Raw genomic sequence first — 13,931 nt, 5'->3', positions numbered from 1 at the left:
CTGCGCCTCAGCGATGCACCGTCTTTTTCGAATCAGACCGTGGACCCTGGCGCTCCTTCCGCTGCTTGCTTGCAAAGAGCCGGAAGTTGCCGCCGCGGAGAACCAGGCCAAGCGGGCCCAGGCAGCATTGACCGAGGCCCGCGGCCACCTGTCCAGCGGACAGGCCAACGCCGCGCTTGCCGCGCTGAGCAGGGCCGCCACCGCGGCGCCTGACAATCCGGAGCCGCACCTGCTCATGGCACAGGCCCACCGCATGGCGGGCAACGAGGGCGCCGCCATCCTGGCCTTGAAGCAGGCCGCCTCCATGTTGCCGGGCTCGGACCCCACCATCCAGCGCCAACTGGCCGACATCTATCTCCAGCAGGGCCTCACCAAGGACGCGCTCGCGGCGCTCATCACCATGCGGGACGCGGGAAACCTGCCGGACGCGGACGTGCTGCGGCTGGCCCGTATCCAGGCGCGTGAGGGCATGATTGATGCCGCCTTCAAGACGCTGGAGAACATCCTGCGGGAGAACCCGGACGACGCCGAGGCCAAGTCCGTCGAGGCCGAGGTGCTCTGGCTCAAGGGCGACGAGCTCCTGGCCGCCAACCTCATGGACCGGCTCCTCAACCAGGACCCGGCGCTGGCCTCCGCGCGGCTGCTGCGCGCGCGCTACTTCCTGGTCAGCGGCTTCCCGGACCTGGCCGAGTCCGACCTGAACGCCGTGAAGGGCGCTGACGCGGAGCGGCCGGAGGTGGTGACGCTGCGCGCACGGGTGCTGCTGGCCTTGGGCCGGGCCGCGGACGCGGAGGAGGCCCTGCGCGGGCTGGTGGAGGCGCAGCCGCAGAACGCCGACGCGCTGGCGTGGCTGGCGGAGACGGTGCGGGTGCAGGGCCGCCGCGCGGATGCGCAGTCCCTGGTGGACCAGGCGCTCCAGCTCAACCCCCGGCTGGCCCGGGCGCAGTACGTGCGCGGGCGCTCGCTGGAGGAGCAAGGGGACCGCCGCGGCGCGGAGGAGGCCTACCGCTTCGCGCTGTCCGCGGAGCCCCGCTTCGCGCCCGTTCACGCCCGGATGTGGCGCATCCACTTGAATGCGGACCGCATCACGGACGCGGAGACGTCACTGGAGCTGCTGCTCAGCATGAGCGAGGCCACCATCGAGGAGAAGGCCCAGCTCGCCGCCCTCTATGCGCGGATGCAGACGAAGGTGACGCAGGGCCTCAAGCTCATCGACGAGGCCCTGAAGCGGGAGCCGGAGAACCCGGACTACCTCCGCACCCAGAAGGCGCTGAACGCGCTGCTGCCGAAGCCCAAGAAGAAGTCCTCGGGCCCGATCATCATCCGCGGCCGCCGCTGACCACCGCCCGCGGCGCGGCCTCCGGCCCGGGAAGGCCGGGGGCATCCGCCACCACGCGCTCCAGGGCCTTGAGGCCCTTGCGCTGGCCCACCGCCACCACCGTGAGGTTCTCCCGGTTGAAGTAGCGCCGGGCCACCTCGCGCACGCGCGCGGCGGACTGCGAGTCCACCAGGTCGGCGCGGTGGCCAAACGACTCCGGCGTGCGGAACAGCTCCGTGCCGCCGAACCAGCCGGACAGCTCGCCCGGCGAGTCCTGGGAGAACTCCAGCAGCATGCGGTGCCGGCGCTTGGCGCGCGCCAGCTCCTCTTCGCCCACCTCGTTCTCACAGAGCGTGGACAGCACGCGGAAGGCCTCGGTGATGACCGTCGCGGCCTTCTCCGGAGCGCTGGCGGCCTCGATCTCGAGGAGCCCCGCGTCGTGGTACGCGTCCAGCGACGCGCTCACGGAGTACGCCAGGCCGCGCTTCTCCACGATTTCGAACGGCAGTCGTGAGGACAGGCCGTCATCCAACACGCGGCGGATGATCTGCAGCGCGGGGTAGTCCTCGTGCTGCTCGGGGACGCCGCGGAAGTTGAGGCGGAACTCCGTCTGCGACTCGTCATGGCTGACGAAGTGCAGGCGCGGGCCGGGCGGAGTGAGGGGCGGCGGCGCCTCGACGCTGGACGGGCCGCGCGGGAGCCGGGCGAAGGCTCGCTCGGTCATCTCCAGGACTTCCGAGTGCTTCACCCGGCCGGCGGCGGTGACGACGATGTTCCCCGCGACGTAGTGCTGGGCGAAGTGCTCCAGAATCTGCGTGTGGGTCATGTTCGTGACGGACTCGCGCGTGCCGGCGATCTTCAGGGCCAGCGGGTGTCCGGGGAAGAGCAGGTGCTTGGACAGGTTGTCCAGGTCGATGTCCCGGCCCTTCTCGTCCACCTCGTCGAGCATCTCCTCGAGGATGATCTGCCGCTCCACCTCCATGTCGGTGAGGCGGGGACGGGTGAGCATGTCGCCGATGATGTCCAGGCCCACGCGCAGGTGCGCGGGGTGGATGGGCGTGTAGTAGTACCCGTGGTCCCGGGTGGTGACGCCGTTGAGGTTGCCGCCGACCTCCTCCACCGCCGCGTTCATCTTCACGGTGTCCGGCCAGCCCTCGCTGCCGCGGAAGAAGAGGTGCTCCAGGTAGTGGCTGACGCCATTGCTGACGAGCGTCTCGTGGCGGCTGCCCGTCCGCACGTAGACGGCGAGCAGGGCGGTGTGGAGGTGGGGCGTCTCGATAGTGACGACGCGCAGCCCGGAGGGCAGCACGTCCCGGTACGTAGTGAAGCTCATGCGCGAGGAAGCCTTAACACGAAGGCCGTCCCCTGGCCGGGAATACTCTGGCAGGAGAGCGAGCCACCGTGCACCTGGAGGATTTGCTGGCTGACGGCCAGGCCCAGGCCCGTGCCCCCCTCCTTGGTGGTGAAGAAGGGCTCGAAGAGGCGCTGTCGGATATCCTCCGTCATGCCCTGTCCGGTATCGCGCACCGTGACTTCCACGGCGTCCTCCGCCGGACGGGTGACGATGGTGAGGCGGCCGCCGGACGGCATGGCCTCGCGGCTGTTGCGCAGCAGGTTGAGGAAGACCTGCCGCAACTGGCCCTCGTCGGCGAGCACATGCGGGGTATCCAGGGCGAAGTCGCGCACCACTTCCACGCCGGCGCGCTCCAACTCCTCTCGGGTGAAGTCGAGCACGGTGTCCAGCACGGCGGTGACGTCGCGCGGGTCCAGGTCGGGCCGGGGCGGGCGGGCCATGCGCAGGTACTGCTCGGTGACATCCGCCAGGCGGTCCACCTCCTGGGTGACGGCGGAGATGAGGTCCTTCACCTCGGCCGCGTCCTCGGGGGTCGCGAAGCGGGCGGTTTCGAACCCGTCCTGGAGCAACTCCACGTTGAGGCCAATGGAGGACAGGGGGTTGCGCACCTCGTGGACGATTTGCGCGGAGATGCGGCCCACGGCGGCCAGTTGCTCCGCGCGCATGAGGGCCTCGGCCTGGGCCTTGAGCTGGGCCTCACGCGCCTGGAGCGAGCGGGCCATCTGGTCGAACTCCCGGGCCAGGACGGCCACCTCGTCGTCGCCGCGCACGCCGAGCTGGGCGTTGTAGTCACCACGGCCGATGCGGGACACGCCCCGGATGAGGTTGCGCATGGGGCGCAGCGTGCGGGCGGACCATGCAGTGGCGCCCACGCCCACGGCGATGGCGGCCACGGAGAAGCCGATGATGAAGAGGCCGGTGGTGCGCTCGCGCTCCTCGGCGCCGTCCACGCGCTCGCGGATGCGGTTGGACAGGGCGGCGCGCAGCACGCGAATCTCTCGGCCGATGGCGTTCTCCTCCTGCCGCAGCTCGGCGGTGGCGACGGCGACCTGTTCCCGGTTCGGATTCTCGGTGGACAGGACGGCGAAGACGGCCTCCGCGGCGCGGCCGTAGTCGCGGTAGCGGGCCTGGAGCTCGCCGAAGCGGTCCTCCAGGCCCCGGATGAAGGGCCCCTCGCTGTCGGGGGCGGAGGCCAGCACCTCATGCGCCTTGGCCTGGGCGGCGGCGAGCCGCTGGGTCATGAGGGGCGAGTTGTAGGTCCGGGCCAGCCGGATGAAGGCGCGGCGGATTTCGACGTTGCCTTCTTGAATCAGGCGCTCGGTGTCCTTCTCCTGGGTGGCGTGGAAGGTCTCCAGCTCCGCGGCGTCCTGGGAGAGCTGGAGGTAGCCCTGGCTCACCAGCCGGATTTCCAGCCGGTTGCGGTGGAGCTCCGTCACGCTGAACAGGGACACCAGCCCGAAGGTGCCGAGCACCACGGCGTAGCCCAGGAAGATGCGTGTCGCGAGAGAGAGCTTCACGGGCATTCCTCGCTACGTGGCGGGCCGTCCAACCGCAAGTCTCGTCTCCAGGGGGCGCAGGCGCCTGCTCGGGGGCCGCCGAGGGGGAGGGGCTACCTCCAGTGGGCCTCAGCGTACTCCAGGGGGAGCATCCCGACACGTCTCGACTGTGCTGACTCGGTCTTCCAGGACCCGGGGCTCGGGAAGGTCAAGAGCTTGGTTTGTGCGAGATCTTGTCCACCGGGACGTCGGACTGGTTTCTCGGTACAAACTCCAAACAGATGGCGTGTGGATTTGTATAGGTGATTGCAGGGGTGGTGGAAATTTCAATTTCGCATGGCCTTGTTTGGCTTTTCGGTGGGTGTCAAGGTGTTTGTGTCTGTCTTTGTGTAGGTTCTTGTTTGGAGGGTAGTTTGAGTTGCTTGATGTGGATTGTGCTATGTCGTGTCTGGGATCTCCGGTTGGAGCAAATTGCCGCATCCTCTGTCACGACAACTATGACCTGAAGGCAGATGGCGACGGGTCGTCAAACTGGCTTCTGGCGGCGGAAGCTTGATGGTGTTGCATATGACGAAGCTCAGGGGTTTTGTTGGAGCGGCGGTGCTGGTGATGCTGTCCGCGTGTGGTCCTGCGGAAGAGCAGCTTTCTGGCGATGGTGAACTCTCCTCAAGCAGCATTGAGTTGAGCTCCGTCATTCCGGTTCCCGATGCGGAGATGTTGCAGGCGCTGACGAGTTCATGCCAGCCCGCGAGCGAAGGGAACTGCATTGGCGCTGGCTACCTGGTCTGTACTGACTGGTCTGCTCAATACGAGTGCGCACCGAAGACGGCTTGCGACCCGCTGAACCCTATCTGCAAGACGCGCGTCGACGGGCAGTTGGTGACGACTGGTACCGAGTACCAGGATCGCAACAGCTATCGCGTGTGCTCCAACTCGCAGGGTGGAACCTGCACGGAATTCCGGTTTGATCGCGCCAGGACGTGCGGGTGCGGTGGCGGGTATCCCATCTCCGAGACCTGAGGCGCGGCTCATCCGCGACGGGGAGGCGCTAGCGCCACTGTTCGCTTGATGCCCAGATAGCATTCGGCCCGGCCCCTCATGTGAGGAGCCGGGCCGTTTTTCTTCCAGCGCCCGCGGACCTCAGTGGGACGCGGCGGGCGTGGGCACCGCTTCGTCCTCACCGGTGGCCCGCTTCGCGTCGCCGCGGAGCTTCTGCATCAGCACGTAGAGCCCGGGGATGAACACGAAGTTCACCACCGTGGACACCAGCATGCCGCCGAACACCGCCGTCCCCAGGGAGTTGCGGGACGCCGCGCCGGCGCCGGAGGCCGTCATCAGCGGCACCACGCCCAGGAGGAAGGCGATGGACGTCATCAGGATGGGGCGCAGGCGGACCTCCGCCGCCTCCACCACCGCGTCGATGGCGCTCTTCCCGCCCTCCCGGAGCTGCTCGGCGAACTCCACGATGAGGATGGCGTTCTTGCTGGCCAGGCCGACCAGCATCACCAGTCCCACCTGGCAGAACACGTCGTTGGCGAACCCGCGCGCCAACTGCAGCCCCAACGCGCCCATGATGGCCAGGGGCACGGAGAAGATGATGACCAGCGGCAGGCTGAAGCTCTCGTACTGCGCCGCGAGCACCAGGAAGACGAACAGCAGACCCAGCGCGAAGATGATGGCCGTCTGCCCGCCGCTCTCCTTCTGTTCCAGGCTGATGCCCGTCCACTCCGCGCTCATGCCCTGAGGCAGGTGCTGCGTGGCCAGCGTTTCCATGGCCTCCAGCGCCTGTCCGGAGGACACGTCCGGCGCCGGCTGCCCGTTGATCTCCGCCGAGCGGAACAGGTTGTAGTGGCGGATGACCTGGGCGGACACGGTGGGCTCCACCTTCACCAGCGACTCCAGCGGAATCATGTCCCCGGTGTCGCTGCGCACGTAGAAGGCGCCGATGTCCGACGGGCTGTCGCGGAATTGCTGCTCCGCCTGGACGTACACCCGGTAGGTGCGGTTGGCGTAGTTGAAGTCGTTGACGTACTGGCTGCCCATGTAGACCTGCATGGTGCCGAACACCTGCTCAATCGGCACGCCGAGCGCCTTCGCCTTCTGCCGGTCCACCTCCACGTCGAGCAGCGGCGTGTCCGCGTTGAAGGTGCTGAAGGCACCGCGCAGTTGCTCGTGCTCGTTGGCCTTCGCCACCAGCATCTGCGTGGCCGCGGCCAGGTCATCCAGCGAGCTGGTGCCGTCGATGTCCTCGACGATGTACTGGAAGCCGCCCACGCTGCCGACGCCTCGGATGGCGGGCGGCTGGAAGGGCATCACGCGCGCTCCGCCGATGCGGCTCAGCGGGGCACGCAGCCGCTCCACCAGCGCGGCCACCGACTGGTCCTTGCCCTTGCGCTCCTCCCAGGACGTCAGCGACGAGAAGATGGTGCCCATGTTGGGGCCGCTGCCCATCATGGAGAAGCCGCCAATGGCGAACATGGCGCGCACCTCGGGCTGCGCCTGTAGGACGGCCTCCGCCTCTGCCAGCACCTTCTCCGTCTGGGCGAGCGACATGCCCTCGGGGCCCTGGATGGAGATGATGAGATAGCCCTGGTCCTCGTCGGGGATGAAGCCCGTGGGCGCGGCGCGGAACAGCAGCGCCGTGCCGCCGATGCACGCCAGGAAGGCGAGCAGGACCAGGACCGGATGCTTCAGCAGCTTGCGCAGGCCCCGGCCGTAGAGCGCCTTTGTCCCGTCCAGCACCGTGTCCACCCAGCGGAAGAAGACCCACTTCGGTCCCTCGTGGTGCTTCAGCATCTTCGCGCTGAGCGCCGGGGTGAGGGTGAGGGCGCAGAAGGTGGACAGCGCCACGGAGGCGGCGATGGTCAGCGCGAACTGCCGGTAGATGGCGCCAGTGGTGCCCGGGAAGAGCGCCACCGGGACAAACACCGCCACCAGCACCACGGAGATGGCGATGACCGCGCCGGTCACCTCCTTCATGCCCTCGCGCGCGGCCTGTACGGGGGACAGGCGCCGCTCCACCATCAACCGCTCGATGTTCTCGATGACGACGATGGCGTCGTCCACCACCAGGCCCGTGGCCAGCGTGAGGCCGAAGAGGGTGAGGGTGTTGATGGAGAAGCCCATCAGGTGGACGAAGGCGAAGGTGCCAATCAGTGAGACGGGGAGGGTGAAGGCGGTGATGAGCACGCTGCGCCAGCCGTGCAGGAACAGGAAGATGACGAGGATGACGAGGACGATGGCTTCCACCAGCGTTTTGATGACCTCGTTGATGGAGGCGCGGACGGCCAGGGTGGTGTCGGTGCCCGTCTGGAACTGCATGCCGGGCGGGAACTGCTTCGACAGCCGCTCGAGCTCCGCGTACACGCCGTCGCGCACGTCCAGCGCGTTGGCGGTGGGCAACTGGAAGATGCCCAGGCCCACGCCCGTCTTGCCGTTGAAGCGCAGGACGGAGCCGTAGTTCTCCGCGCCCAGCTCCACGCGGCCCACGTCCTTCACCCGGATGCTCGTGCCATCCGTGTCCCGCATCAGGACGATGTCGCCGAACTCCGCCGGCTCCACCAGTCGGCCCCGGGCCCGCACCGCGATCTGGTAGGGCTGGTCCTCGGTGGACGGCGGCTGGCCAATCTGACCCGCGGCCACCTGGAGGTTCTGCTCCTGGAGCGCGCGCGTCACGTCCTGGGGCGTGAGCTTGCGCCGCGCCAGCTCCGTGGGGTCCAGCCACAGGCGCATGGAGAACTTGCGCTCGCCGAAGATGCGGACGTCACCCACGCCGGGCACGCGCTTGATGGCGTCCTTCAGGCTCACGTCGGCGTAGTTGCTGAGGAACTTGGCGTCGTAGCGGTTGTCCTCGCTGAACAGGCCCACCGTCAGCAGCATCTGGCTGGAGGCCTTGTTGACGACGATGCCCGTCTGGTTCACCTGCGAGGGCAGGCGCGCCGCGGCGCGGCTGACGCGGTTCTGCACGTCGACGGCGGCCACCTCGATGTCGCGCGTGGCCTCGAAGGTGATGGTGATCTGGCTGGTGCCGTCGTTGCTGCTGGTGGAGGTGATGTAGCGCATGCCCTCCACGCCGTTGAGCTCCTGCTCCAGCGGGATGGTGACGGCGCTCTCCACCACCTCGGCGCTCGCACCCACGTAGGTGCTCGTCACGGTGACTTGTGGCGGCGCCAGGTCCGGGTACTGGGCGATGGGCAGCGTGGGGATGGCAATCAGCCCCACCAGCGTCAGCAGGATGGAGCAGACGATGGCGAAGACGGGCCTACGGATGAAGAAATCGACGAACATGGTGCTCTATCCGGCCCTTCGTTCAGCGGCTCCCGCCGACAGTGCCGCCACCATTGCCAGAGGCCCGGGGCGGGCCGCTGCCAGTGGGGGCGTTGGGGGCGTTGGCCTGCTTGGGTTTCACCGCCATGCCGTCACGCAGCGCTTGCAGCGAGGACACGGCGACCTGGTCGCCCGACTGGAGCCCGCTCTCCACCACGTAGGCCATCTCGCCCAGCGCGCCGAGCGTGATGGGGCGGCGCTCCACCACCGTCTTCCCGTCCTTCGCCAGGACCACCAGCGCGAAGGGCTGACCGCTCTGCCGCACGATGGCGAGCGCGGGAATCTGCAGCGCATCCCGGGCCGAGTACACGAGCCGCGCGCGCACCAGCTCGCTGGGCCGCAGGCCCACGGTGTTGCGGAAGGCGGCCTTCACCTCCACCAACTGGGTACGGGGGTCCGCCTGGGGCGCGATGTAGAAGACGTTGCTGGTGATCAGCACCTTGCCCGTGCTGTCGAGGATTTCGAGCGCGGTGTCGGGCTTCATCGACCGGGCGCGCGGCGACGGCACCGACACGCTCACCTCGAGCACGTCCGACTGCGCCACGCTGGTGAGCGGCGTCGTCATGCCCACGTAGTCACCCAGCCGCACCAGCACGTCGCCCATCGTGCCGGCGAAGGGCGCGCGCACCACGTGGTACTGGAGCTGCACCTGGCGCTGCGTCACCTGCGCGGCGGATGAACGCGCCGCGGCCTGGGCTGCCTCCACCTGCGCGCGGCCCTGCTCCAGCTCCTGCGCGCTCGCGAGCCCTTCCTTGTAGAGCGCCTCGGTGCGCTCCAGCGTGCGGCGCGCCAGCTCCAGGCTCACCTGGGTGGAGCTGAGCTGCGCCTGCGCGCTGTCGAGCGCGGCGGTGCCTTCGCGCGAGTCCACCTCGATGAGCGCGGCGCCGGCCTCCACCTTGTCACCGGGACGCACGTGAATCTTGCGCACGTAGCCCGCGACCTGGGGCAGCACGTTGACGCTCTGCCGCGACATCAGCGAGCCCAGGTACTCCCCCGTTTCGCGCACCTCGCGCGGGGTGAGCGTCACGATTTCCACCTCGCGGGGCGGAGGGGCCGGCGGGGCGGCCTTCTGGGCCGAACAGCCCGCCACCACCGCCAGCAGGGTGACACCCCACATCGCCTTCATCTGATTCACCAGTCGCACCGCGCCTCCGTCAGGAATGCGTCCAGGCGCGCCTGGACGAGCTCGAATTCACGCAGCACCAGGGTCAGCTCCGCCTGGCGCAGGGCCGCTCCGCTCTGCACCAGCTCGAGGCTGCTGCCGCGGCCCACTTCAAAAGAACGGCGGGTGAGGCGGTCGGTCCGGTCCGCGAGGTCGCGGGACGCCACCGCCGTCGTCACCAGGGCCTCGGCCACCTCCACGGCGCGCCGGGCCTGGGCCACCTGAATCGACACGTCGCGGCGGGTGCTCTCCAGCGCCTCCGCCGCCTGGCGCTCGAGCCCCTCTCGCTCGCGAATCAAGCCGCCGCGCAGGCCACCTTCCCAGATGGGGACGGAGAGCACCGCGGACACACTCCAGATGGCCACGCGGCCGAAGCCGGGGTCCGTGGTGAGGCCCACTGCGGTGCTCGACAGGCCCAGCGTGGGCAGGTATCCGGCGGTGGCTTGTTGGCGGCTGTCACGCGCGGACTCCAACTGCGCGCGCGAGGCCACGAGGTCCGTCCGCTCGTTCATGTCCTTCAAGGGCGTGCAGGCCCGCTGCGTCTCGTTCACCAGCCCCTGGAGGTTGAAGTCCCGGCTGACGCCAACGGCGTTGCCGAAGCCCACCGCCAGACCCAGGGCCTCACGGCTGCGCCGCAACTGCTCGTCTCCCGCGACGAGGGCGCTGCGTGCCACCGCCACGTCCTGCTCCACGCGCACCACGTCCAACTGGTTGCCCGCGCCCAGTTCATAGGTGCGCTGCGCGAGCGCGAAGCGCTCCAAGGCCTGCCGCAGGCCCACGCGGTTGATCTCCGCCGCCCGCTCCGCCGCCACCGTGGACACCAGCACCTGGGCCAGCCCCCGCGTGAGCAGCCGCCGCGTCTCGCCCAGCGTCGCCGCCGCGCCTTCCTCGGCGGCCACGGCCGAGGCGCGCCCGCGCCAGGCGCTGACGTCCACCAGGGATTGCGTCACGTTCGCCGTGGCGGTGAGCAGCGGCGTGGAGGGACCGCGGGTGTCGCCGCCACCAATGCCCACCAGCGGCGTACCGCCAGCGCCCACGGGGAGGTCGGGGTTGAGGAGGTCCACACCGACACTGGACGACAGACGTGCATTGGGGAGCAGCGCGGCCAGGGCCTGCCGGGAGCGGCCCGCGGCGCGTTCCACGCCGGCTTCGGCGCTTCGGAGGTTGGTGGATCGCTCCCGGACGAGCGCGAGCGCCTCGTCCCAGGTCGTTACCTGCCGCTGGGCGGGGGCAACGGGGGTGAGCATCGCGTCCTCCACCTTCGGCTGGAAGGGGACGGGCGCAGGAATGGACGGTGACGGCTCGGTCAGCGTCGACGCTGCGACGAGCGCCAAGAGAATGACGGAAGGGGATGCCATACGAGGAGGAAGAAATGAGGGAACTGCGTGTGGGCTGAAAACTTCCCCCCCGTTGTGACCAAACGCGTCGCGTCGATGTAATTGACAATGGTTGATGTCTGCAACCATCTTTAGGGGGAGATGACTGTCCCGGAGCAAATGGCCTCGCTGCGGCGCGCCATCCGTCGCCTCCTCACCGAGCGGCTAGGCGAGCAGACCAGCAGACCCTTCATGCAGTTGTTGGCGCTGAAATCCATCGCCGACGGTGTGCGCAGCCAGTCCGCCATCGCGGAGCGGATGCTCGTGGACGCACCCTCGGTGAGCCGGCTCGTCGCGCGCCTGGAGGAGGACGGCCTGGTGAAGCGAAGCATCGCGGAAGATCGCCGGTGCGCGCGCCTGGAGCTGTCCCCGGCCGGGCAGACGGAGCTGAACCTGCTGCGCGACGCGCTCATCTGGACGGACGTGGAGCTGCTTCGCTACCTCACGGTGCAGGAGATGGCGGAGTTCAAGCGCCTCACGGTCAAGCTCCTGACGGGCCTCCTCCAGGCCCGGGGGCCGGTGCCGCTGGAAGGCGGCTGCGGCCCGTCCGACACCTGATGTGGAAATGACGAAGGGCCCGGCCCTGGAGGTCCTCCAGGATGCCGAGCCCTTCAATGTGCCCATGGGAGGGCGGGTGCGTCAGGCCTGCGCGGGCTTGGACTCCGCGTCGGCCGGAGCGCTCTCGGGCGCCTGCTGCTCGGTGTCGGCCGGGGCCTCCGTCTTGGGCGTGGCCTGGGCCTCGGCCTCGGCGCGCACGCGCGACGTCTCCTCGGTGCGCTGGTCGCTGGCGGCGACCTCCTCGGGCGTCAGCTCCGTGCGGTCTGCGAGCATGCCCGTCTTCTTTTCCAGGTCCTTGATGGCCCGGCGAATCAGGTCGCGCTCCAGGAGCGTGCGGTTGAGGCGCTTCTCCAGGGCCTTGTACTTGTCGCGGCTCAGGTCCAGGTCGTGCTTGGTGGCGGCATAGACGCGCTGCTGCGTCTCGTTGCGGCCCTTCACCCGGCGCAGCTCCTTCTCCAGCTCCACTGCGCGGAGGCGGTCCTTGTTCGCCGCCTGCTCCAGCCGCTCCATCTTCTCGCGGTCGGCGTCGTTCAGCTCGCGGTAGCGGCGCTGGCCACGCTCCTGCGGCACCGTCTCCGTCGCCGTGGGCACCACCGGCACCACCGCGGCGATGACGGCCTCGCCCTCCTGGGCGGGCGCGGCGACCTGCGTGGCGGGCGCTGCGATGGGGGCGGCCGGCGCGGGCTGCGGGCGGCGGCCCTTGGACTCCATCTCCGCCTTCAGCCGCTGGTTCTCCACCAGCGCGTGGGACAGCTCCTCACGGGTCCGCTCGAGCTGCGTGGAGGCGTTGCGCTCCACCTCGGCGCGCGCCTTGGCCAGGTCCTGCGCGCTCTTGTCGGACTCCTTCTGCTCGTAGAGCTTGCGCTTGGCCTGCTTCAGCTGCTCCTTCACGTCCTGAAGTTGAGTGCGCTGCTCGTCCAGCTCCTTCTGCTTGCGCTGCAGCTCCGCCTCGGCCTTGGCACGCGCCTGGGTGTCCGTCACCAGCTCGGCGCGGGGCGCCGACGACGACGTGGACGACGACGGAAGCGCGGCGTGCTTGGGGCCGGCGAAGAGATTGAAATAGAGCGAGATGGCGAGCCCGACAGCAAGGGCGAGGACCAGGACCAGCACGGGAACGACCTCCACGGGGAAATGCAAAAAGCGGGGCAGCCTACCGTCAGCCCCCGGGGCGTCAAGGGTCCACTGCTAGACGTGCTTCGGTTCACTCCCTGCGTCGCCCCGGCCAGCGGCCCGGCGAGCGTCCGGGGCGCCGTCCGTCGCCTCAGTACGCGTACTCCCAGCCGCCGCGCCCACCGGTGCGGGCTCCCAGGCGGGCGCCCAGCTCCCGCAGCCGGCGGACCCGCTCGGGGATGGGCGGGTGGGTGGAGAACAGGGCCATGACTCCGCCTCGGTGGAGCGGGTTGACGATGAAGAGGTGGGAGGTGGCCGGGGCCTTGTCGTAGGGAATGGCCTCCGCGCTGCGTTCCAACTTCAGCAGGGCATTGGCGAGCGCGTCCGGGTCGCCCGCCAGCTCGGCGCCCGTCTGGTCCGCTCCGTACTCCCGTGAGCGGCTGACGGCGAGCTGGAGCAGCGTGGCGGCGATGGGGGCCACCAGCAGCAGACCCAGGTTGGCGAAGGCGCTGCCCAGTCCGCCGCGCTCGTCGTTGTCGCCCCGGCTGAGCATGGAGCCGCCGAACCAGAAGAGCATCTGCGCGGCGTAGCTGATGATGCCGGCCAGGGTCGCCGCCACCGTGCCGATGAGGGTGTCCCGGTTGCGAACGTGCCCCAGTTCATGGGCCAGCACGCCTTCCAGCTCGCGCCGGTCGAGCAGCTCCATCAGGCCCGCCGTCACCGCGATGGCGGCGTGGCTCGGGTTGCGGCCCGTGGCGAACGCGTTGGGCGCCGCCGTGGGGAGGATGTAGACCTTGGGCTTCGGCATGCCCGCGCGGGAGGCCAGCCGCGCCACCATGTCGTGCAGCCAGGGCGCCTGCTCGTAGGGCAACGGCCTGGCGCCGTGGATGGCCAAGGCAATCCGGTCGCTGAACCAGTAGGAGCCGAAGTTCATCACCACCGCGAAAAGGCCGGCGAAGAGCAGGCCTTGCGGGCCGCCCAGCCGGTCGCCGATGACGAGCACCAGGGCCGTGAGCCCGGCCAGCAGCACGGTCGTCTTGAGCGTATTGCCCAACCGGTGCCAACCGCCTCCGCCGTGCAGTGCTGGCCGGTCCGCGCCGGCGCGGGCCGTATCGTGGGAAGAATTGAGCGCCATGGCCGCCTCGTTTCCGGAGACCCTGCGGGGCCCTCTGGAAACGTAAACAAGCGCGAGGGCTCGGCAATGACGGGGGACGGCGCCCCCCGGGGAGAG

The 13,931-nt window shown here is 69.3% G+C and carries 10 protein-coding genes; 3 read left to right on the top strand and 7 right to left on the bottom strand.

Features of this window, described 5'->3' with window-relative positions; genetic code table 11:
• Positions 1-13 precede the first annotated feature (13 nt).
• Entirely contained in the window at positions 14-1,339 is a 1,326-nt protein-coding gene (locus FMQ63_RS26655) for a lipopolysaccharide assembly protein LapB (protein WP_011555012.1), read from the top strand.
• On the opposite strand, the gene FMQ63_RS26650 is transcribed toward FMQ63_RS26655, so the two are convergent.
• Together FMQ63_RS26650 and FMQ63_RS26645 are read right to left on the bottom strand one after the other, a co-directional pair.
• Positions 1,320-2,651, bottom strand: coding sequence for a pitrilysin family protein (locus tag FMQ63_RS26650; RefSeq protein WP_011555011.1), 1,332 nt, complete (start codon positions 2,649-2,651; stop codon positions 1,320-1,322). The two genes, FMQ63_RS26655 and FMQ63_RS26650, sit on opposite strands and share 20 nt — an antisense overlap.
• Complete coding sequence (locus tag FMQ63_RS26645; protein WP_011555010.1) at positions 2,648-4,195, bottom strand: HAMP domain-containing sensor histidine kinase; 1,548 nt, start codon at positions 4,193-4,195, stop codon at positions 2,648-2,650. Before FMQ63_RS26645 ends, FMQ63_RS26650 begins: the two co-directional genes overlap by 4 nt.
• Positions 4,196-4,735: 540 nt before the next feature.
• Between FMQ63_RS26645 and FMQ63_RS26640 the strand changes: the two genes are divergently transcribed.
• Complete coding sequence (locus FMQ63_RS26640) at positions 4,736-5,188, top strand: hypothetical protein (protein WP_225909388.1); 453 nt, start codon at positions 4,736-4,738, stop codon at positions 5,186-5,188.
• A 120-nt stretch (positions 5,189-5,308) separates the two neighbouring features.
• Here the strand turns inward: FMQ63_RS26640 and FMQ63_RS26635 are convergent, their stop codons facing one another.
• The 3 genes from FMQ63_RS26635 to FMQ63_RS26625 are packed head-to-tail and all read right to left on the bottom strand — an operon-like array spanning position 5,309 to position 11,014.
• Complete coding sequence (locus FMQ63_RS26635) at positions 5,309-8,455, bottom strand: efflux RND transporter permease subunit (RefSeq protein WP_011555008.1); 3,147 nt, start codon at positions 8,453-8,455, stop codon at positions 5,309-5,311.
• 22 nt (positions 8,456-8,477) lie between these two features.
• Entirely contained in the window at positions 8,478-9,638 is a 1,161-nt protein-coding gene (locus FMQ63_RS26630; protein WP_020478667.1) for an efflux RND transporter periplasmic adaptor subunit, read from the bottom strand.
• The gene (locus FMQ63_RS26625; RefSeq protein WP_011555006.1) at positions 9,626-11,014 is read right to left on the bottom strand and encodes a TolC family protein; all 1,389 of its coding nucleotides are present in this window, start codon (positions 11,012-11,014) and stop codon (positions 9,626-9,628) included. The genes FMQ63_RS26630 and FMQ63_RS26625 overlap by 13 nt, the downstream gene beginning before the upstream one ends.
• A gap of 138 nt (positions 11,015-11,152) precedes the next feature.
• Between FMQ63_RS26625 and FMQ63_RS26620 the strand changes: the two genes are divergently transcribed.
• Positions 11,153-11,590 carry a MarR family winged helix-turn-helix transcriptional regulator gene (locus FMQ63_RS26620; protein WP_225909386.1) on the top strand — a complete coding sequence of 146 codons (438 nt, stop codon included), beginning with the start codon at positions 11,153-11,155 and terminating at the stop codon, positions 11,588-11,590.
• An 81-nt stretch (positions 11,591-11,671) separates the two neighbouring features.
• Here FMQ63_RS26620 and FMQ63_RS26615 read toward each other — a convergent pair whose 3' ends face one another.
• Both FMQ63_RS26615 and FMQ63_RS26610 read right to left on the bottom strand, forming a co-directional pair.
• Positions 11,672-12,700 carry a hypothetical protein gene (locus FMQ63_RS26615; protein ID WP_011555004.1) on the bottom strand — a complete coding sequence of 343 codons (1,029 nt, stop codon included), beginning with the start codon at positions 12,698-12,700 and terminating at the stop codon, positions 11,672-11,674.
• Between the two features lie 151 nt (positions 12,701-12,851).
• Positions 12,852-13,835 carry a zinc metalloprotease HtpX gene (locus FMQ63_RS26610; protein ID WP_020478669.1) on the bottom strand — a complete coding sequence of 328 codons (984 nt, stop codon included), beginning with the start codon at positions 13,833-13,835 and terminating at the stop codon, positions 12,852-12,854.
• Positions 13,836-13,931 lie beyond the last annotated feature (96 nt).

Origin of the sequence: Myxococcus sp. CA005 (assembly GCF_006518205.1) — a bacterium.
GTDB classification, from domain to species: Bacteria; Myxococcota; Myxococcia; order Myxococcales; family Myxococcaceae; genus Myxococcus; species Myxococcus xanthus.
Note: the sequence above shows the minus strand (reverse complement) of the source record. Positions and strands in the feature narration are given on the sequence as shown.